The sequence below is a fragment of the Streptomyces thermolilacinus SPC6 genome, assembly GCF_000478605.2.
Taxonomy (GTDB): domain Bacteria; phylum Actinomycetota; class Actinomycetes; order Streptomycetales; family Streptomycetaceae; genus Streptomyces; species Streptomyces thermolilacinus.
Window position 1 is genome coordinate 307,225 of record NZ_ASHX02000001.1, and the last position, 20,295, is coordinate 327,519.

15 protein-coding genes are annotated in these 20,295 nt (G+C 74.9%); 10 read left to right on the top strand and 5 right to left on the bottom strand.

Features of this window, described 5'->3' with window-relative positions:
• Window positions 1-60: 60 nt before the first annotated feature.
• The 3 genes from J116_RS01420 to J116_RS01430 form a co-directional block, all read right to left on the bottom strand.
• The gene (locus J116_RS01420; protein ID WP_028964791.1) at window positions 61-2,961 is read right to left on the bottom strand and encodes an ATP-binding protein; all 2,901 of its coding nucleotides are present in this window, start codon (window positions 2,959-2,961) and stop codon (window positions 61-63) included.
• Between the two features lie 144 nt (window positions 2,962-3,105).
• Window positions 3,106-4,503, bottom strand: coding sequence for a cytochrome P450 (locus J116_RS01425; protein ID WP_023591149.1), 1,398 nt, complete (start codon window positions 4,501-4,503; stop codon window positions 3,106-3,108).
• Between the two features lie 11 nt (window positions 4,504-4,514).
• Window positions 4,515-5,561 (bottom strand): terpene synthase family protein, encoded by a 1,047-nt coding sequence (locus J116_RS01430; RefSeq protein WP_023591148.1) that lies wholly within the window; start codon window positions 5,559-5,561, stop codon window positions 4,515-4,517.
• A 767-nt stretch (window positions 5,562-6,328) separates the two neighbouring features.
• Here J116_RS01430 and J116_RS01435 point away from each other — a divergent pair.
• The 6 genes from J116_RS01435 to J116_RS01460 all read left to right on the top strand — a co-directional run bounded on the left by J116_RS01435 (window position 6,329) and on the right by J116_RS01460 (window position 14,437).
• Window positions 6,329-7,990, top strand: a complete 1,662-nt coding sequence (locus tag J116_RS01435) for a M4 family metallopeptidase (protein ID WP_023591147.1) — start codon at window positions 6,329-6,331, stop codon at window positions 7,988-7,990.
• Between the two features lie 79 nt (window positions 7,991-8,069).
• On the top strand, window positions 8,070-9,005 hold the full coding sequence (locus tag J116_RS01440; protein ID WP_028964789.1) for a helix-turn-helix domain-containing protein: 936 nt from the start codon (window positions 8,070-8,072) through the stop codon (window positions 9,003-9,005).
• Window positions 9,006-9,187: 182 nt separating this feature from the next.
• Window positions 9,188-10,996 (top strand): S8 family serine peptidase, encoded by a 1,809-nt coding sequence (locus J116_RS01445; RefSeq protein ID WP_023591145.1) that lies wholly within the window; start codon window positions 9,188-9,190, stop codon window positions 10,994-10,996.
• Between the two features lie 202 nt (window positions 10,997-11,198).
• The gene (gene tgmA, locus J116_RS01450; protein WP_023591144.1) at window positions 11,199-11,396 is read left to right on the top strand and encodes a putative ATP-grasp-modified RiPP; all 198 of its coding nucleotides are present in this window, start codon (window positions 11,199-11,201) and stop codon (window positions 11,394-11,396) included.
• Window positions 11,397-11,413: 17 nt separating this feature from the next.
• On the top strand, window positions 11,414-12,340 hold the full coding sequence (gene tgmB, locus J116_RS01455) for an ATP-grasp ribosomal peptide maturase (protein WP_023591143.1): 927 nt from the start codon (window positions 11,414-11,416) through the stop codon (window positions 12,338-12,340).
• A gap of 126 nt (window positions 12,341-12,466) precedes the next feature.
• Window positions 12,467-14,437, top strand: coding sequence for a transglycosylase domain-containing protein (locus J116_RS01460; RefSeq protein WP_023591142.1), 1,971 nt, complete (start codon window positions 12,467-12,469; stop codon window positions 14,435-14,437).
• 123 nt (window positions 14,438-14,560) lie between these two features.
• Here the strand turns inward: J116_RS01460 and J116_RS31330 are convergent, their stop codons facing one another.
• Window positions 14,561-15,295: an AAA family ATPase gene (locus tag J116_RS31330; RefSeq protein ID WP_023591141.1), complete on the bottom strand. Its 735-nt coding sequence runs from the start codon at window positions 15,293-15,295 to the stop codon at window positions 14,561-14,563.
• Between the two features lie 57 nt (window positions 15,296-15,352).
• Entirely contained in the window at window positions 15,353-16,309 is a 957-nt protein-coding gene (locus J116_RS01470) for a UbiA family prenyltransferase (protein ID WP_317135507.1), read from the bottom strand.
• Between the two features lie 96 nt (window positions 16,310-16,405).
• On the opposite strand from J116_RS01470, the gene J116_RS01475 reads away from it, so the two are divergent.
• The 4 genes from J116_RS01475 to J116_RS01490 all read left to right on the top strand — a co-directional run bounded on the left by J116_RS01475 (window position 16,406) and on the right by J116_RS01490 (window position 20,265).
• A complete protein-coding gene (locus J116_RS01475) occupies window positions 16,406-17,530 on the top strand; it encodes a type III polyketide synthase (protein ID WP_023591139.1) in 1,125 nt (374 codons plus the stop codon).
• A gap of 12 nt (window positions 17,531-17,542) precedes the next feature.
• Entirely contained in the window at window positions 17,543-18,088 is a 546-nt protein-coding gene (locus J116_RS01480; RefSeq protein WP_023591138.1) for an isoprenylcysteine carboxyl methyltransferase family protein, read from the top strand.
• Window positions 18,089-18,169: 81 nt separating this feature from the next.
• Window positions 18,170-19,186, top strand: a complete 1,017-nt coding sequence (locus tag J116_RS01485; protein WP_023591137.1) for an NAD(P)/FAD-dependent oxidoreductase — start codon at window positions 18,170-18,172, stop codon at window positions 19,184-19,186.
• Window positions 19,187-19,290: 104 nt separating this feature from the next.
• Window positions 19,291-20,265 (top strand): SDR family oxidoreductase, encoded by a 975-nt coding sequence (locus J116_RS01490; RefSeq protein WP_023591136.1) that lies wholly within the window; start codon window positions 19,291-19,293, stop codon window positions 20,263-20,265.
• Window positions 20,266-20,295: the final 30 nt, after the last annotated feature.

The window sequence follows — 20,295 nt, forward strand, 5'->3', positions numbered from 1 at the left end:
TCGGCGGGCCCATGCCCCGGCCGGGCGTCATCCCGCCGGGGCGTCACCCGGCCGGGGCGGTCACACGCCCAGGGCGCGGCGCAGGCCGAGCCGGTCGGTGCCGAGCTTGGTGAACACGGCCGACAGCACCTCCGAAACGGACTGCTCGTCACTGCCGAGTCGCCCGGCGATGACCGCGTTGTCGTGGCCCTCCGCCGCCAGCACGGCCGCCGCCTCCTCACGGGTCGTCAGGGTGTCCCGGACGGCGTGCACCGGGCGCCGGGGCCGCAGCCCCGCCGCGGCGAGCTGGTCACGCACCCGGGTGGCGAGGGCGTCCGCGCCGCAGGCGACGGCGGTCTCCATGCCCCGGTAGAGCTGCTGCGCGGCATGGTCGAGGTCGCCGATGGCGCGCAGCACGGTGCCGTGGTCCACGAGCGCGTGCGCCAGTTCGTACGCGGCGGGCGACTGCTCCAGGTGGTCGACGGCCTCGGCGAGCAGGGACGCCGCACGGGTGGGCTCGGCGACCGCCGCGGCGACCCGCAGGGCCTGGCCGATCGCGCTGGCGGTGCCGAACGCGCGGGCGCGGGAGACGGCCTCGTCGGCGTGGGCCTGCGCGTCGTCGGGCCGTCGGCCGGCCAGGGCCAGGGCGAGGTCCAGCTGCCAGGGGCTCCAGGACGGATTGTGCGTGCCGCGCCGCTTGAGCCGTTCACCGGCGGCGGTGAGCTGCTGGACCGCCTCGTCGATCCTGCCGCGGGCCAGCAGCAGCTTGCCCCGGACGGCTTGCGGGTCGGGGTAGACGACGGTCTTGCGGTCTTCCTCGCCGAAGCGGTAGCGGTCGGCGATCCGCTGGGCCTCGTCGGCGCGGCCGCGGGCGAGGAGCGTCTCGATCAGCGTGCCGACCGCGTACAGCTGGGCGGGGATGCCGCGGTCCACCCGGTCGGCGATCTGGAGGCCGCTGCGGACGAAGTCCTCGGCCTCCGCGAGCCGCCCGCGCCGGAAGCGGATGTATCCGAGGAGCGTGTACGCGAAGGAGAGGTGGGCGCCGCGCCAGCCCTTGGCCTCGAACTCGGCGATGCCCTCCTGGAACAGCTCCTCGGCGCGGCCGGGCTGGTCGCAGTACATCAGGGTGAGGGCGATGACGGCCGGTACCTCGAAGCCGAAGTCCTGGTCGGTCCAGCTCATCCCGCCGCGCAGGGCCCGCTCGGCGTAGTGGAGGGACTGGGCGACGGGCTCGCCGCGCATCACGATGTCCCAGGCGCGCAGGCCGAGGATGTGCCGTTCGGCGAGGTCGCGGCCGGTGAGGCGCTTGGCGAACTGGGACAGCAGCCGGGAGCGGCCGCACGAGTCCGGGTCGGCGGCGTTGACCGCGTTCCACTTGAACTGCTCGGCCTGCATGCGCAGGCGGGTGCGGCTGCTGGTGGTGGAGCTGGCCTCCTCGGCGAGGAGTTCGGTGGCCTCCTCCATCTGCCCGGTGTGGGCCAAGGCCTGCGCCAGCCGGTAGGTGACGACCTCCCGCAGGTCCTGCCCGATTTTGGGCTCCTCCAGGGCGGCGCGCAGCTGGTTGACGGTGGTGGCGGGCTCGTGCGGCAGGTTGGCGGAGCCGAGTTCGAACAGGACCTCCGCGCGGTCCTCGATGTCCGGGGGTTCGCGCAGGGCGCGGGCGAGGTAGCGGCGGGCCGCCTCGGGAGCTCCGGCGGAGAAGCTGTCGCGGGCGGCACAGCGCAGCTGCTGGACGACCCACGGGTCGCCTTCCGGGTGCATCTCCAGCATGTGGCGGGCGGCGGCCGTGGCGCCGAACCCTTCGTTCACGAGGGCCTGGGCGGCCACGCCGTGCATGCCGACGCGCACGCCGTGCGGGATGGACCGGTACACGGCGGTGGCGATCAGCGGATGGAGGAACTCGACGACCCGGTCGTGCTTGATGCTGTCCAGGCTGGTCAGGATGCGGCCCTTGTCGAGCTGCGCGATGGCGTCGGTGAGCTGGGACTCGCCGAGGGCGGCGACGGTCCCGACGATGCTGGTGGGGACGCCGCTGCCGACGACCGCCGCGGCCCAGGCGAGGCGCATGGCGGAGGGGCCGAGCTGTTCGAGCCGTTCTATGAGGCCGCTGCCCTTGACGGCGGAGGCGAGGTCGCGGAGTTGCGGGATGCTCTCCTCGCGCGGGGCGAGGCCGCGCAGGCGGCCCTTCTCGGTGAGCTCCACGACCTCGAACGGGTTGCCGCCGGTGATGGCCCAGCACTCGCGGCAGAACAGCTCGTCGGCGTTCTCCCCGAGGACGGTGCGGACGATGCGGCTGACGGCGCCGGCGGTGAGCGGGGACAGCTCGTGGGCGAGGGAGCGGTCGCGCGCGACGAGGGCGTGCAGGCGCATGGCCTCCTGCGGCAGTTCGTCGGGGCGGCAGGCGACGGCGATCAGCATGCCGAGCTCCGCGGCGCGGGAGGCGAAGGCGGTGATCCAGGCGAGGGACTCCGGGTCGGCCCAGTGGACGTCGTCGAGGGTGAGGACGACGGGGCCCATGCGTACGGAGAGGTTGGTGATGACCCAGTCGAGGCCGTCGCGGACGCCCTGGGGGTCGGGGCTGGCGTCGGGTTTGGGCGCGGACAGTCCGGTGGCGGGGGCGACGATGTCGTACCAGTCGCCGAGGATCTGGCGGCGTTCGTCCTGCGGCATGGCGGCGAAGACGGGTTGCACGAACTGGCGCATGACATGGAACGGGACCTGCCGCTCCTGTTCGCCGCCGCTCGCGGAGAGCACGGTGCAGCCGCGTGCGCGGGCGCGTCGGCGGAGGCGCTTGAGGAGCGTGGTCTTGCCCACTCCGGCCGGTCCGGCGAATCCGAGCACCCCGCCCTGCCGGGTGGTGAGGCCGCCTTCGGGCGAGGTGCCGCACAGGCTGTCGAGCGACCGCTCGATGGTCTGGAGTTCGGATTCCCGTTCCAGCAACAGGACCCGGTCCCGTCCCCGCCGCTCACCTGCCGTTGTCATGACGTGCCCCCTCCAGCGCGTGCGGCCGAGTCTAGGGGGAACGGGCGGAGAAGACGCCGTGGATGACCATTCTTTCGGGAACTTCACCACTCATATGAGGGCAGCGCTGTATCCTTCGCTGACGCGTCGGCCCGGGGCCCTTTCTCAACGGCGCGGCACGCAGATCATGGGCAGCGCGTCGGGCAGCGGGATACCGGCGGGCACCTCCTTCACCGTGGTGCCGGGGACGGGTTCCAGGCGCCAGCGGCGGGCGACGCTCGCGACGGCGGTGAGGATCTCGGCGACGGCGAAGGCGTCCCCGATGCACTTGTGCTGGCCCGCGCCGAACGGGATGAAGCTGTCGAGGCGCGGCAGTACGCGGGACGGGTCGGTGTCGTTCCACCGTTCCGTGTCGAAGGCGGTGGGGTCGGCGAAGAGTTCCGGGTCGCGGTGGAGCGCGTAGGGACTGTAGGCGATCTCGGCTCCGGCGGGGAGGGCGACGCCGCCGAGGGTGACCGGGGTCAGGGGCCGCCGGGTGAACAGCAGCGGCGAGTGGAGCCGCAGGGACTCCTCGAAGACCCTCTTGGTGTACGTGAGCGAGGCGAGGTCCTCGGGCCGTACGGGGCGGTCGCCGACGACCGTGTCCACCTCGGCGTGGACGCGCGCCTCCACGTCGGGGTGGCGGGCCAGTTCGTGGAAGATCCAGGCAAGGGTGGTGGAGGCGGTCTCCGTACCGCCGAACAGGATGGTGATGAGCTCGTCGCGGACCTGTTCGGCGCTCATCGTGTCGCCGGTCTCGGGGTCCTTGCTGGCGAGCAGCAGGGAGATGAGGTCGTCGCGGCCGCTGTCCTCGGGGCCGTACGCGGCGACGACCTCGTCGATGATGGACCGCAGGCGGGTGGCGGCGGCGTTGAAGCGGCGGTTGAGCGGGATCGGCAGCCGGTCGAACGCCTTGGGCATGACCGTGCGGACGAGCATGCCCTCCAGGATGATCGGGAACGAGCGGTGGACCTCGCGTACGGCGGGCTGGTCCACGTCGCCGGAGAAGATCATCCCGGCGACGGCGGAGAGGGCGAACCGGCGCATCTCCCGGTCGACGCGGATCCGCGCTCCCGCGGTCCAGGAGGCGGCCATCGTGTCCGCCTCGCGGCACATCAGCTCCGCGTAGCGGGAGATGCGGTTGCGCTGGAACGCCGGTTGCATGAGGCGGCGTTGTTTGCGGTGGAGCGCGCCGTCGGTGGTGGCGATCCCGTTGCCGAAGAGGGGACGCAGCTTCTCGAAGATGCGGCCGCGTCCGAACGCGTGGGCCTCGCCGACGAGGACGGTGTGGATGAGGGCGGGGTCGGTCAGGACGTGCAGGGGCCAGCCGCCGAGGTCCACGCGGACGACGGGGGCGACGCCGCGCAGCGACTCCAGGAACGCGATGGGGCCGCGCGACAGCTGGAGGGCGTGGCCGAGGAGCGGCAGCCTGCCGGGCGCCATGGGGGCGCGCCCGGCCGTGTCCTGGCCGCCGGACGCCTCGGTGGCGCCGGTGCGGGTGCGGGTGGTGCGGTTGCGGGTCATGGGTTGTCCCCTCAGGCCACTGAGACCAGGTCCGGGCGGGTGTACGCGGCTTCGAGCCCGGCGGCGAAGCGCTCGTCCCGGTACCGCGTGCAGTCGTGGCGCTGCCAGAGGTCGGCGCCGATCATCCAGTCCTCGTAGCCGCGGACGCGGTGTTCCACGGCGGTGCGGGCGGCGGGGTCGGTGACGCCGAGCGCGTCGAGGGTGCGGGGCAGGTCGCGGGCGGCCGCGCGGAACTCCTCGACGCGGTCGTGGATGCGCTGCTCCACCGCCCGTACGGCCTCGGGCAGGGTGAGGCCGTGCCAGTGGGCGAGGAGGGCGGCGAGGTTGTTGGTGTCTCCGCAGGAGTACTCCTTGGGCAGCGAGAACACGTCGTTGCCCCAGGAGATGACGTCGATGGCGCTCCACATCAGTTCACGCAGGGCGGGGGTCCGGTGGGCCTCGTCGGGGACCTCTATGCCCTGGTCGGCCTCCACCATGTCCATCATGGGCAGGAGCTGGGAGCTGTGGCGGCGGGTCAGGACGTAGTCCTCGACGGTGGGGCGGTGTCCGGGAAGCCGGTTGGCGGCCTCCTCGTCCAGGGAGCGGAGCATGCGCGGGACGTGACGCCGGTAGCGGGCTTGGAGGAGCGGGGTCATCCCGGCCATGATGCCGTCGCAGAGTTCGGCGAAGGACGCCACGAGCGGGTTGTCCAGCGCGGGCCGGGGCGCCCCGGTCCGCTCGCCACCGGAGACGTGGCGGGTGATGGCGTCGGAGATGGGCTGCCAGTCGCGGACGCGGCCGGCCCTGATGAGCAGGTCGTGCTGGTCGTCCAGGACGAAGGACCAGGCCATCCACTGGGACAGCAGGAGCAGCCGTTCATAGGGGGCGTCACGGCTGACGCGGGCGGCGAGGTGGCCGAATCCGATGCCCGCGAACTGCTCGCTCGCCCCGGCCTCTATGAGGCCCCGGTCGACGGCCCAGGCGGTCGCCTCGGCGTTGGCGCGGTCACCGGCGGGGTCCTTGGAGTTATCAAAGGGAAGATGAAATTCCGGAACGGTAAAAGGGTCGAGATGGGGCATTGATCTCCCTCCGGAGGAAATCCCGGTCCGCATTCCCCCGGTTCGCCCGCTCTCGGCCGGAGGCCGGTATCGCGCACGCGGCCGGAGGGCCGCTCGCCGTGACTTACCTTGCTCACTCCGGCCGCAGAGCAGCTCGTTTCCCCGTTCGGACGGGAGAGCTTCGAGCTGCGCTTTGAAGCCATTCACGCCTATTAACCCGTATCGTGATCGACACTGTCAATATTATCCGACCCGGCCCGCCCCCAGGGTTTCCCCGCATGCCGCCGGATTATTCGGAAAGGCATATGCGGCTTTCCGTTCGCCCGATTCGGTGGTGATTTCGGAGGCTTGGGACAGGGCGCGCGGGCCGGGCGGGCCGCCGGTGCCGCACCCCGCGAGCCCGGCCCCCGCGCGCCCGCACGCCCAAGGGGCCCGCGCGTCCGAAGACCTCGCATGCGCGCGTGCCCGTGGAGTCCGCGCATCCGGAACGGGTCGCGCGCCCGGAGCGTTCGCACGCCCGAACTCCTCCGCGCCCGGGAAGGACTCGCGTACCGGTAGGGACCGCGCGCCCGGACGCGGTGCGCCGGACAGTACGCCGGAACCCGGCGATCACGACGTACGCCGGGAAATCTGACGTACCACCAGCAGATGTCCCCATACCGAACGCCGGATCACGCCTTTAGGACAAGAGCTGGTCAAGAAGTTGATTGACCACTGTCAAACCATGGTCGTCGCCTGGCAGTCTCCTCCGCATCCCCGTCCCCCACGGACCGAGAGAAGGAGACCGCGTGTCCCCGAACTCCCGCACCTCGCGGCGTACTCTGCGCGCCGCCGCCCTCGCCGCCACCGCCGCCATGGTCGTCGTGGGCGTGCAGTCCGGCACCGCCACGGCCGGTGACGCCGCCACCGGTTCCGTGACACCGGACCGTGCCGCCGGCGCGACGGCCCTCCCGCTCGCCGCCGCCGACCGTGTGGCCGCCATCCGCTCCGCGCAGGCCGGGGCCGCCACGACCGCCGAGCGCCTCGGGCTGGACACGGCCCGCGAGAAGCTCGTCGTCCGTGATGTGGTGAAGGACGCCGACGGCACCGTGCACACGCGCTACGAGCGCACGTACGCGGGCATCCCGGTCCTCGGCGGCGACCTGGTCGTCCACACCTCCAAGGACGGCCGCACCAAGGGCGTCACCAAGGCGACCCACGCGAAGATCGCCGTCGCGAGCACCGAAGCCGCCCTCGCACCGGCCGCCGCCCGCAAGGGCGCCCTGGCCGCTGCGGCCGCCGAGGAGGAGGTGACCGGCACCCCGTCCGCCGTCGCGCCCCGCAAGGTCATATGGGCCGCGAGCGGCAAGCCGACGCTGGCGTACGAGACGGTCGTCCACGGCCTCCAGCACGACGGCACCCCGAGCGAGCTGCACGTCATCACGGACGCCGCGACCGGCAAGGAGCTGTACTCCTACCAGGCGGTCGAGACCGGCAGCGGCACCAGCCAGTACAGCGGCACCGTCCCGCTCGGCACCACGGCCACCGGCTCCGGCTACACGCTGACCGACGCCGCCCGCGGCGGCCACAGGACGTACGACCTGAACGGCGGCACGTCCGGCACCGGCACGCTGTTCACCGACGCCGACGACACGTGGGGCAACGGCCTGCCGACCAACCGTCAGACGGCGGCCGTGGACGCCCACTACGGCGCCGCGCTCACCTGGGACTTCTACAAGTCGGAGCTGGGCCGCAACGGCATCGCGGGCGACGGCAAGGCCGCCTACTCGCGCGTCCACTACGGCAACGCGTACGTCAACGCCTTCTGGCAGGACAGCTGCTTCTGCATGACGTACGGCGACGGCGCCAACAACGCCCGGCCGCTGACCTCCATCGACGTGGCCGGCCACGAGATGACCCACGGCCTGACCTCCCGCACCGCGGGCCTGCGCTACAGCGGCGAGTCCGGCGGCCTCAACGAGGCCACCAGCGACATCCTCGGCACCTCCGTCGAGTTCCACGCCAACAACCCGAACGACCCGGGCGACTACCTCATCGGCGAGAAGATCGACATCCGGGGCAACGGCACCCCGCTGCGCTACATGGACAAGCCCAGCAAGGACGGCAGCTCGGCCGACTTCTGGTCGCGCTCCGTGGCCCGCATGGACGTGCACCACTCCTCGGGCGTCGGCAACCACTTCTTCTACCTGCTGTCCGAGGGCAGCGGCGCCAAGACGATCAACGGCGTCAGCTACGACTCGCCGACCTACGACGGCACGCCCGTCACCGGCATCGGCCGCGTCAAGGCCTACCAGATCTGGTACAAGGCCCTGTCGGTCTACATGACGTCCAGCACCAACTACGCGGGCGCCCGCACGGCGACGCTCCAGGCGGCTACCGACCTGTACGGCGCGAACAGCGCCGAGTACCAGGCCGTCGCCAAGGCCTGGGCCGCCGTCAACGTGAAGTAACGATTCGCCGCCTCTCCCCCGCCGTACCGGGACGTATCCGCGTCCCGGTACGGTGGTGGTCCCGCCCAGGGAGGTGAAGGTGTCCGCCGACGGGACGTGGAGCATCGGGGAGCTCGCCGAACGGGCGGGCACCACCGTGAAGACGGTGCGGTTCTACTCGGAGCTCGGGCTGCTGCCGGAGACCTCCCGCAGCGCGGGCGGCCACCGCCGGTACGGGCCGGGGGCGTTGGACCGGCTGCTGCTGATCCGGTCGCTGCGCGGCCTGGACCTGCCCGTCGCGGAGGTGGGCCGGGTCCTGGACCGTGAGGACGCCATGGACGATGCCCTGGAGGACGCCGTCGCGGGCAAGCTGCGCGAACTGGGCTCCCGCATGGCGGAGTTGCGGTGGCGCGAGGCGGCCCTGCGGCTGGTGCGGGACTGCCCCGCCGAGGAGCGCGCCGACCGGCTGCGGCTGATCGGGGCGCTGGACTCGCCGCCGAGCACGGCTCCGGTGGCGCGGTTCCTGCGGCGGGTGCTGCCGCCGCGGCTGCCGTCCCGGCTCGTCGCGTCGATCACGGACGCGGCGGTCCCGGCGCCGCCCGACGACCCGACTCCCGGGCAGGTCCTGGCCTTCGCGCGGCTCCACGCCCTGGCGGCGGACGCCGCGGGCACGGTCAGCGTGTGCCGCCCCGTCGCGAGTGTCCCGGACGGGACGTGCCGGCCCGCGGTGCTGTACGACGGGCTCACCGAGGCGTTCGCGCTGGCCGCGCCGGACGTACGGGCCGGGCGGGCGCCGTCCGGCGGCGAGGCGCTGGACTGCTTCGTGGCGGCCCACGCCGGGATGCGCGGCGCCCGGGACACCCCGGAGTTCCGGCGGCGCCTGAGCCGGTACCTCGACGACGTGGCGCACCCCCGCGTCGACCGCTTCTGGCGGCTCACCGCCGAGGCGGCCGCCACCCCGGAGCCGACGTTCGGCGCCCTGGACGACTGGCTGCGCGCGGCGCTGGCCCGTCAGGTGACGGACCCGGCGATCTGACACCGGGGCGGACCGGACCGGGCCGAGGGGTCGCGGGGGACGCCGGAGCGGGCGAACGGTGAACAGCTTGTGAGGGAACACCCCTTCCCTTGACGTGCTCATGAATGAGATCTTTCGCGCGACCACTTCTCATCCGGCCCGGCCGACCCGACCTGTCGGCCCGGCCGGCCTTCGGAGGACCCATGCTTCCCCACATATCCGCCGGGCTCCGGCGCTCGGCCGCCGTCGCCGCTCTCGGCGCGGCCGTCGCCCTCGCGGTGCCCGCGGCGCCCGCCGCCGCGACCGCCCAGACCCCGGCAGCCGCTCCGGCCGCCGTCCCGGCCGCCGCGGCGGCCCCGGCCGGCACCTGGGCCGCGGGCACCCGCGCGTACCTGGTGATCACCGCTCCGGGCGACACCTCGGCCGTACGCGCCGCCGTCACCGCGAACGGCGGCACGGTCTTCGCGCACTACGACGCGATCGGCGTCGTCGTCGCGCACTCCACGTCCACGTCGTTCGCCGCCACGATGCGCGGCGTCACCGGCGTGCAGCAGGTCGGCGCGACCCGCACCTCGGACGTGCCGGCCGACGCGTACGCCCCGGCCATCCCCAGCGCCCCGGCGCAGAGCCCGACGACGCTCACCGAGTCAAGCCGCTGGGACATGACCCAGATCAAGGCCGACCAGGCGTGGGCCGTCACCACCGGATCCAGCACCGTGAAGGTCGGCGTCCTGGACACCGGCGTCGACGACCTCCACCAGGACATCGCGCCCAACTTCAACGCCGCCGACTCCGTCTCCTGCGCCTACGGCAAGCCGGACACGCGCCCCGGCTCCTGGCGCGACGTCGGCACCCACGGCACCCATGTCGCGGGCACGATCGCCGCGGCGAAGAACGGCAAGGGCGTCGTCGGTGTCGCGCCGGGCGTGAGGATCTCGTCGGTGCGCATCGCCGAGCCGGGCACGTCGCTGTTCTACGCCGAGAACACCATCTGCGGCTTCATGTGGGCGGGCGACCGCGGCTTCCGGGTCACCAACAACAGCTATTACACCGACCCGTGGATGTTCAACTGTCCGGACGACCCCGACCAGGCCGCCATCATCGAGGGCGTCCGGCGGGCCCAGGCGTACGCGGAGAGCAAGGGCTCCCTCCAGGTCGCGGCCGCGGGCAACTCCAACTACGACCTGGCGAACAAGACCACCGACACGACCAGCCCCAACGACTCGACCCCGGTGACCCGCCGGATCACCAACGCGTGCCTCGACATCCCCACCGAGCTGCCGGGCGTCGTGACGGTCGCCGCCATGGGCCGCGGCAACGTGAAGGCGTCGTACTCCAACTTCGGCCAGGGCGTCATCGACATCGCCGCGCCGGGCGGCGACGGCTCGTACGGTGTCTACTCGACGCTGCCGGGCGGCAGGTACGGCAACATGAACGGCACCTCCATGGCGTCCCCGCACGTCGCGGGCGTCGCCGCGCTGATGGTGAGCGTCAACCCGGCCCTGACCCCGGCCGACCTGCGGGACCGGCTCGCGGCGCAGGCGACGGACACGGCCTGCCCGTCCGACAGCCGCTGCACCGGCACCACCGCGAACAACGGGTTCTTCGGCGAGGGCCAGACCGACGCGCTCAAGGCCGTGTCCGGCGGGACGACGCCGCCCGCGCCGGGCCGGTACTTCGAGAACCTGACCGACGTGGCCGTCCCCGACAACACGACCGTGGAGAGCCCGATCACGGTCACCGGACTGACCGGCAACGCCCCGTCCGCGCTGAAGGTCGGCGTGGACATCAAGCACACCTACCGCGGTGACCTCGTCCTGTCGCTGGTCGCCCCGGACGGGACGGTGTACCCGCTGGAGGACTTCGCCAACAACGACAGCGGCGACAACGTGCTCAAGACGTACACGGTCGACGCCTCGACGGAGACCGCGTCCGGCACCTGGAAGCTCCGCGTCCGCGACCTCGCCACCCAGGACACGGGCCGCGTCGACGCCTGGAACCTCACCTTCTGATCCACGTCCGGGTGACGGCACGCACCGCCGTCCCTCCTCCCCCCGGGCCCGGTCGCCTCCCCGGCGGCCGGGCCCCGCGCGTACCCACCGGGCCAACGGCCCCGGTGCTCCCCCCTATGGCGGTCCGTGGCGAGATCCCTACGGCTCTCACGCGTACTGACCGGTGGACACACCGATCACCGTCGAGGGATGGGGCCCAGCCATGAGCCGTCCGTTCGCCTTCCAGTACGCCGTGCCCGCCGACGCCGTCGACGACGTGGTGCTCCCGTACGCGTACGACTCCGGCCTCCAGCTGAACGTCCTGCCCGACGGACGCCCCGCCGTGCCCGACCCGGCGGTGCTCCGCGCGGCGGGCACGACGACGTCGAAGGCCGGCTCCCAGACGCACTTCGACGACTGACCGGCGGGCGACCCACGATGACCGTGCTGATCCTCACCTGCGAGGAGGACGTCACGGCGGATCTGGTCGTGGCCGAACTGGCCGCGCTCGGCACGCCGTTGGTCCGGCTCGACCCGGCCGACCTGCCGGGCCGGGCGGCGATGTCCGCCGAGTACGCGAGCGGCGACTTCGACGGGTACCTGTCGGTGGACGGCCGCATGGTCGCCGCCGCCGCGCTGCGCGGCGTGTGGGTCCGCCGCCCCGGCACGCCCGCCGCCCGCGCCGACGGGCCGTCCGACTGGCTGACCGCCGAGACCGGTCAGGCGCTGTACGGGATGCTGGCGTCCACCGACGCGCGCTGGATGAACCACCCGGCCGCCGCCGAGCGGGCCCGCCTCAAACCGTGGCAGCTGCACGCCGCGCACGGCAGCGGCTTCGCCGTCCCGCCCACGGTCGTCACGACGTTCCCGCGCGTAGCCGAGCAGTTCGCGGCACGCCACGGCCGGGTCGTGGTGAAGACCCTGTCCGGGCCGCCCCGGGGCGAGCCCCGCGTGGTGCTGCCGACGGCGCTGGTCTCCCCGGACGCGGACTTCACCGCCGTCGCCGCAGCGCCGCCCCTGCTCCAGCGGTACGTCCCGAAGCGGGCGGACATCCGGCTGGCGGCGGTCGGGCGGCGGCTGTTCGCCGCGCGGAAGGCGTCCGCCGAGGGCCAGGTCGACGGGCGGTACGGCGAGACGGGGCACCGGTGGGAGCCGTCCGCCGTGCCGGAGCGCATCGAGCGGTCCGTCCGCGCCTACACGGACGCGGCGGGCCTCGCGTACGCGGCGTTCGACTTCGCGGAGGACGCGGACGGCGTCTGGTGGTTCCTGGAGTGCAACCAGGGCGGGCAGTTCGGGTTCGTGGAGCTGGACACGGGCCAGCCGCTGGCCCGGGCCGTCGCCGAGTGGCTGACGGGCTGGGCGTGAACGGGGCGGGGTGAACGGGCGGGGCGCGGACCTGCGGGGCGTGCACGGGCGGAGGGTGAACGGGCGGAGGCCGCGTCCCGTAGGAGAGGACGCATTGGCCTTTCGTACGAAGGGGAGCGCGCCTCCGTGATCCTTGCCCGTGTCCTCTCCCGAGTCCGTGCCCGCGTCCGCGAACGCGCCGGCGGGCGCGTCCCTTCCCGCCCGCCCGTCCTTCCGCGGGCCCGGCCCGGACTCCGTGTCGACTACCCGCGCCGGGGACGGCGCGGCGCGGCGCGATTCCTGCCGTCCTGGCGACAGCTCCTCGCACTGGCGCTGCTGGGGCTGACGGGCGCGGCGGGGCTGCTGGGCTGGCTGTACGTCACCACGCCCATCCCGGACGTGAACGCCGGGGCGAGCTCGGAGGCGACCGTCTACTACTGGGCGGACGGCAGCCGGATGGTGTCGGTCGGCCCGGTCAACCGGCAGAACGTACCCCTCTCGGACATCCCCGGGCCCCTCCGGGACGCGGTGATCGCCACTGAGAACGCCACCTTCTACAGCGACCCGGGCTTCTCCGTGCGCGGCCTCGTGCGGGCGGTGGTGAACACGGCGCGGGGCGGCGAGCTGGAGGGCGGCTCCACGATCACCCAGCAGTACGTGAAGAACACCTATCTGACGCAGGAGCGCACCCTGTCGCGGAAGCTGCGCGAACTGTGCCTCTCGGTGAAGCTGTCCCGGTCCCTGGCGAAGGACGAGATCCTCCAGGGGTACCTGAACACGAGCTGGTTCGGGCGCGACGCGTACGGGGTGCAGGCGGCGGCGGTCGCCTACTACGGCACCGACGCGCGGAACCTGGACCCGTCGCAGGGCGCCCTGCTGGCCGCGCTGCTGAAGGGCGGCGACTTCTACGACCCGGAGCTGAGCGCGGAGCACCGCCGCCGGGCCGAGGCGCGGTGGCGGTACGTGCTGGACCGGCAGGTGGAACTGGGCTTCATGACGCGGGCGCAGCGGGCGGCGTACGCGGACTTCCCGGAGCCCCGCTCCCGTTCGGTGGCGAGCGGTCTCGCGGGCCAGACCGGCTATCTGGTGGACGCGGCCAACAAGGACCTGCGCAACAGGACCGGACTGACGGCCGAGGAGCTGGGGCGCGGCGGCTACCGCGTCCGTACGACGTTCGAGCGGGCGGCGGTGGACCGGCTGCGGCGCGCGGTGGAGGGCGTGGCGGCGCGGGCCGGGGCCTCCACCGGCGGGGACGGTGGCCCAGGTGGTGCGGGCGCCGGGGCTGGTGGGCCGAGCGGCTCCGGCGGGGAGACGCAGTTCGGGGCGGCTTCGGTGCGGCCGGGCGACGGGGCGGTGCTGGCGCTGTACGGCGGGCCCGACGCGACCCGCCACTTCACCAGCAACGCCGACACGGCGGGCGTGCCGGCCGGGTCGGCGTTCACGCCGTTCGTGATGGCGGCGGCGCTGCGGCAGGGCGTCAGGGGCCACGACGGCACGGACGGCGCGCAGGCCCTGCGCCGCGCGCTGGTGCGAGCGGACGCTGATGTGTTCCTCGGGCTCGGCGAGGCGGTCGGCCTCGACCGGGTGCGGGACGTGGCGGTCGGCGCGGGGCTGCTGCCGGGCAGCATGGCCGCGCTGGAGCCGCCGTTCGCGCTCGGCACGTCCACGCCGAGCGCGATCCGGATGGCGGGGGCGTACGGCACGTTCGCCACGGGCGGGCTGCGGGCGGAGCCGTACTCGGTGACGGCGGTGGCGTACCGGGGCGCGCCGCTGGAGGGGCTGGAGCGGCCGGCGGCCCGGCAGGTGCTGGAGCCGGACGTGGCGCGGGAGGTCGCGCGGGGGCTGCGGGACGTGGCCGTGGACGCCGTGGACCCGGACACGCTCAGGGCGCTCGGCCCGGTGGCGGCGGCGCGTACGAGCGGCGCGGACCGGGCGGAGGCGGTGTGGTTCGTGGGCTACGGCGAGGACCTCTCGACGGCCGTGACGGTGTTCCGGACCGGTCCGCGCGGTGCGGGCCTGCTGCCCCTCACCGAGCCGGACGCCGGTGAACTGCCGCTGCGGGCCTGGTCGGCGTACATGACGGCGAGCGCGGCCGGTGCGGCGGGCCGGACGTCGTAGGGCCCGGCGCCTGGTGCGCGGGTGCGGCCGGGTACGGGGCGCACGAGCTACGGGACGCCGGGCGCGCGGGTGCGGTGTGGGGCGCCCCGCACGCCGTGGTGGTCGTCCACTCCTCGTGGTCCTCTACTCCTCGTAGTCCTCCGGCTTGATCCCCGCCTCCTCCATCGCCTCGCGCATGGAGCGGCCCGAGCCGCCGGGCTGCTGTTCCCGCTGGTCGCCGGCCTCGGTGGACTCGATGACCTCGTCCGTGCTGGTGGTCTTCGGGCGGTTCTCCTCGGGGACGGTCACGTCGGTCCCTCCTGCCTGCGTCGGGTCCTGTGCGTGGGTCGGCGGGTACCCGGGCCGCGCGGCGGGATGCCTCCCGGCGGGCACCAGCCGTTCCTCAGGGACCGGGCGTACGGTGAAGCCGCCCCGGCCGTCCATCCGGACCTCCAGCACCGCGTCGAACCCGTCGGCGCACGACGGTCTGCGCAGCCTGCCGAGCGTGGCGTAGAACCCCGCGTCCGGTACCCGTTCCCGGCCCTGACGTGCGGCGTTGCGGCGCAGCGAGCCCGCCACGTCGGGCGGGAACCAGTACGCGGTGGCCGTCGCGCCGTACGCCCTGGCCTCCGCCACGAGCGGGCCCCACTCCTCGGGTGACGGGTTCGTGTTGTCCACCGCCACCGGGCGGCCCGCCGCCAGGGCCTCCGCCACGAGGGCGATCTGCCGCCGCTGCTTGTTCCGGGCGCCGCGCGGGAACAGGCCCTTGCTCACCAGCTCGTACCGGTCGGCGAGGCGCTGCCGGTAGAACGTGGACTTGCCCGCCGCCTGGATCCCCACCAGGACCGCCACGTCGCAGGTCGCCTGCTGTTCCGGCATCGATGGCCTCCTCGGAACGGTCAGCGGTGATCGGTCGGCGGCCGTTGGGCCCGGGGGTCAGGCGAGGGCGGTGCCGCGCGCCACCAGCATGGCGACGTCCAGGCCCGCCACGGCGATCGCGGCCGTGAAGGGCGCGCGGGGGCGGCGCCGTCCCAGTACGGTACCCGCCGCGGCCGTCAGCGCGGCGACCGTCAGAGCGGCCGCGCCCGCCACGTCGGGGCGGGCGACGGCCAGGACGGCCGAGGCCAGGACCAGCGGCACCGGGGTGAGGAGCCTCGTACGGTGCGGGCCCAGTCGCTGCGGCCAGCCCCGTACGCCCGTGGCGCGGTCGTCCGCGATGTCCGGCAGGACGTTGCCGAGGTGCGCGCCCACGCCGAGCAGCGCCCCGGCCGCCGGGAGCCACCAGGGGGGCGCCGGGCCGCCCGGCAGGCCCAGGACGACGAACGCGGGCAGGGCGGCGAAGCCGACGGCGTACGGCAGCCAGGACAACGCCGTCCCCTTCACGCCGAGGTCGTACGCCCAGGCGGCGCCGACCGCGACGAGGTGCACCGCACCGGCGAGAGCGCCGCACGCGAGGGACAGCGGGACGCACAGCGCGAGCGCGGCCAGGCTCGCGGACCGTACCGCCCGCTCGGTGACGAGGCCCGCGACGACAGGCTTGTCGGTGCGGCGGGCGGCGCGGTCGCGGCGGGCGTCCACCGCGTCGTTGCACCAGCCGACCGACAGCTGCCCCGTCAGCACCGCCGCCGCGACCAGCAGGCAGCCCGTCCGGTCCTGCCCGGCGGACGCGGCGAGGACGGTGGTGAGGAGGGTGACGGCCGCCGTCGGGACGGGGTGGCAGGCCCTGACGAGGCCGAGGAGCGGGCGGCACGGCGTTGGGCCGGGCAGGCCGGGCACGGGGCCCTGCGGGACGGCCGCGCGTCCCGGCGGGACGGGCGGGGGCTGGCCGACCGTGCCTGGCGGGGCTGCCGGGGCGGGCGCGGGCGGGGCGGTCGTGGGGTCCGGGGCATCCACCCGGTGATCGTAGGGCGCCCAACGGGGGATCCACCGGTACGGCGCGGCGGCGCGGGGGGAGGGATGACCGCACGTCGTCTTGACCGTGGAGCTCCGATGACCCGGATCGCCGCCGTGCACGGGGTCCTCGCCCCGTACCGGCACCGTCAGCGTGACCTCACCGACATGGTGGCCCGCGCGTGCCTGCCCGCCGGTGCGGACCGGCGCGCCCTGGACCGGCTGCACGCGGGCGCGCTCGTGGACACCCGCCACACGGCGCTGCCCCTCCACCGGTACGTCGAGCCCGCGGACTTCGGCACGGTCAACGACGCGTACATCGCCGCCGCCGTGGACCTCGGCACGGAGGCGGTCGCCGGGGCGCTGGGTGAGGCGGGCCTGTCGGCGCGGGACGTGGACCTGGTGCTGTTCACGTCGGTGACCGGCATCGCCGCGCCGTCCGTGGACGCCCGGGTGGCGGGGCGGCTGGGGATGCGGCCGGACGTGCGGCGGCTGCCGCTGTTCGGGCTGGGGTGCGTGGCGGGCGCGGCCGGGCTGGGGCGGCTCCACGACTATCTGGCGGGGTGGCCCGACCAGGTGGCGGTGCTGCTGTCGGTGGAGCTGTGCTCGCTGACGTTCCAGCGGTCCGACGCGTCGCCCGCGAACCTGGTGGCGACGGCGCTGTTCGGCGACGGGGCCGCCGCGGTGGTGGCCTGCGGGACGCGCCGGGCCATGGGCGCGGCCGGGCCGAGCGAGGGTGCCGGGTCAGCGGCGGCGGCCGGGCGGGCGGGTGCGGCGCAGGGCGCCGGGCCGGTGGTGGTGGCGAGCCGCAGCCGCCTCTACCCCGGCACGGAGCGGCTGCTCGGCTGGGACGTCACCGCGTCCGGGTTCCGCGTCGTCCTGGACCCTGCCGTGCCCGACGTCGTGCGCAAGCACCTCGCGGCGGACGTGGACGGCTTCCTCGCCGAGTACGGGCTGGCGAGGCGGGACGTGACGCGGTGGGTCGCCCACCCGGGGGGCCCGAAGGTGCTGGACGCGGTCGCGGAGGCGCTCGACCTGCCGGACGGCGCGCTCGACGTGAGCCGCCGGTCACTGGCGTCGGCCGGGAACCTGTCGTCCGCGTCGGTGCTGCACGTCCTGCGGGACACCCTCGCCGCCGACCCCGCGCCCCCCGCGGGGACCCCGGGCCTGCTGCTCGCCATGGGCCCGGGCTTCTGCACCGAACTGGTCTTGCTGCGCTGGTAGGAACGGAGAGACGTGAACGCGTACGCCCTGCTGGTCCTCGCGGTCGCCGTGGAGCGCGGCGCCGAACTCGTCGTGGCCCGGCGCAACGCGCGCTGGAGCCTGGCGCGCGGCGCCGCCGAGTCCGGGCGGCGGCACTATCCGGTGATGGTGGCCCTCCACACCGGCCTCCTCGTCGGCTGCGTGGCCGAGGTGTGGCTGGCGGGACGGCCGTTCGACCCGCTGCTCGGCTGGACGATGCTGGCCCTGGTCGTCGCGGCGCAGGCGCTGCGCTGGTGGTGCGTGGTGACGCTGGGGCCGCGCTGGAACACGCGGGTGCTGGTGGTGCCGGGGCTGCCGCTGGTGGCGGGCGGGCCGTACCGGTGGCTGCGGCACCCGAACTACGTGGCGGTCGTGGTGGAGGGCCTCGCGCTGCCGCTCGTCCACGGGGCGTGGGTGACGGCCACCGTCTTCACGCTGGCCAACGCCGTGCTGCTGGCCGTGCGGGTGCGCTGCGAGGAGGCCGCGCTGCGCTGGGCGGCGCCCGGCACCGCCGCCTCGGCAGCCGAAGCGGTGCGGTGACCGGCATGCGGGCGGGCGGAGCGGGCACGGGCACGGGGCGGTGACCGGCATGCGGTCGCGCCGGGTGGGGGGCGGGGTGCCGTGATCGACGTGCTGGTGGCGGGGGGCGGGCCCGCGGGTCTGGCGACGGCGATCCGGGCGGCGCTCGCCGGGATGGAGGCCGTCGTCGTGGAGCCGCGCCCGAACCCGGTGGACAAGGCGTGCGGGGAGGGCGTCATGCCGGGCGGGGTGCGGTCGCTGCGGGCGCTCGGCGTCGAACCGGCCGGGCACCCGCTGCACGGCATCCGGTACGTGGAGGGGCCGCGCCGCGCGCAGGCCGCGTTCCGGGACGGTACCGGTCTGGGGGTGCGCCGGACGGTGCTGAGCGCCGCGCTGGCCGCGCGGGCGGCGGATCTCGGCGTGCGGGTCGTGCCCGGCCGGGTGGGCGAGGTGCGGCAGGACCCGGACGGGGTGCGCGCGGCGGGACTGCGGGCGCGCTGGCTGGTCGCGGCGGACGGCCTCCACTCCCCCGTGCGCCGGGCGCTGGGCCTGGACCTGCCGGGCCGGGGGCCGCGCCGGTACGGGCTGCGGCGGCACTACCGCGTACCGCCGTGGTCGGACTTCGTGGAGGTGCACTGGTCGCGGGAGGGCGAGGCGTATGTGACCCCGGTCGCGGAGAACCTGGTGGGGGTGGCGGTGCTGACCACGGCGCGGCGCCCGTACGACGCGTGGCCGGGCCGATTCCCGGAGCTGGCCGCGCGGCTGGGCGGCGCGGCCGGGACGGGGGACGTGCGCGGCGCGGGCCCGATGCGGCAGCGGGTGCGGGGCCGGGTCGCCGGACGGGTCCTCCTGGTGGGCGACGCGGCCGGGTACGTGGACGCCCTGACCGGTGAGGGTGTCGCCCTGGCGCTGGCGTCGGCGGACGCGGCGGTGCGCTGCCTGCGCGCGGGCCGCCCGGAGGCGTACGAGGCGGCATGGCGGCGCCTGTCCCTGCGGCACCGGCTGCTGACCGGCGCGCTGGTGCGGGTCGGCTCCCGGCGGGCTGCGGGGCGGCTGATCGTCCCGGCGGCGTCCCGCCTCCCCGGGGTCTTCGCGGCGGCCGTGCACGCGTTGCAGTGAGGCGGCGGGGCGGCGCTGAGCGCTCGCGGCGCGCGGGAGTGGGGTCGGCTTCGGCGGGTACTCCGTCGGGCGTTCCCACCTGTCGAGGGACGACGGAGGTCGCCGTGCACACCAAGGATCTGGTCGTGGTCGTCACCGGGGCGTCCAGCGGGATCGGCAGGGCGACCGCGCTGGAGTTCGCCCGGCACGGCGCCGCGCTGGTGCTCGCCGCGCGCGGTGCGGAGGGGCTGGAGGCGGTCGCCGACGAGTGCCGCGCCCGGCGCGGCGCCCGGGCCGTCGTCCAGCCCGTGGACGTGGCGGACGAGGCGGCGGTCGCGGAGCTGGCCCGGCGGGCGGTAGGCGAGTTCGGGCGGATCGACGTCTGGGTGAACGCGGCGGCCGTCGCCGTGTTCGGCGCCGTGGAGGACGTACCGGCCGACGAGGTGCGCCGCGTGCTGGACGTGAACGTCGTCGGATGCCTCAACGGGGCGCGGGCGGCGCTGCCGGTGATGCGGCGGCAGGGCGCGGGCGTGCTGGTGGACGTGTCGTCGGTGCTGGGCCTTGTCTCGTCGCCGTACAACAGCGCGTACACGATCTCGAAGCACGCGGTGCTGGCGTTCGACGCCTCGCTGCGGCAGGAGCTGCGGCTCGCGGGCGAGCGGAACGTGCGTGTGTGCACGGTGCTCCCGGCGACCACCGACACGCCGTTCTTCCAGCACCTCGCCAACCGCACCGGCCGCCGGGTGCGGGCCATGCCGCCCGTCTACACGGCGCGCCGGGTGGCGCGGGCGATCGTGGGCACCGTCCGCAGGCCGCGGCGCACCGTGTTCGTGGGCGTGTCGGCGCGGTCGCTGCGGCTGGCGGCGGCGCTCGCGCCCGGGACGGTGGAGCGCATCCTGGCGGTCAAGGTGGACCGCACCCTCTTCGTACGCCGCGAGGCCGCCCCGCACAGCGAAGGCACCCTGTTCACGGCGCAGTCGGGCCCCGGCAGCGTGGGCGGCGGCTGGCACGGCACGGCCCGCACGGCGGGACGGCGGGCCGGTGTGGCGGCGGCCGTCGGCGCGGCGACGGCCGGGGCGCTGCGGCGGGCTCGCCGCTGAGGGCCCGGCCGAGAGGAGCGGGCTCGCGGC

Bases quoted from the DNA above. Each gene is read 5' to 3' on its own strand.
- J116_RS01420 (WP_028964791.1), bottom strand. From the start codon at position 2,961: ATGACAACGGCAGGTGAGCGGCGGGGACGGGACCGGGTCCTGTTGCTG.
- J116_RS01425 (WP_023591149.1), bottom strand. From the start codon at position 4,503: ATGACCCGCAACCGCACCACCCGCACCCGCACCGGCGCCACCGAGGCG.
- J116_RS01430 (WP_023591148.1), bottom strand. From the start codon at position 5,561: ATGCCCCATCTCGACCCTTTTACCGTTCCGGAATTTCATCTTCCCTTT.
- J116_RS01445 (WP_023591145.1), top strand. From the start codon at position 9,188: ATGCTTCCCCACATATCCGCCGGGCTCCGGCGCTCGGCCGCCGTCGCC.
- tgmA (WP_023591144.1), top strand. From the start codon at position 11,199: ATGAGCCGTCCGTTCGCCTTCCAGTACGCCGTGCCCGCCGACGCCGTC.
- tgmB (WP_023591143.1), top strand. From the start codon at position 11,414: ATGACCGTGCTGATCCTCACCTGCGAGGAGGACGTCACGGCGGATCTG.
- J116_RS31330 (WP_023591141.1), bottom strand. From the start codon at position 15,295: ATGCCGGAACAGCAGGCGACCTGCGACGTGGCGGTCCTGGTGGGGATC.
- J116_RS01475 (WP_023591139.1), top strand. From the start codon at position 16,406: ATGACCCGGATCGCCGCCGTGCACGGGGTCCTCGCCCCGTACCGGCAC.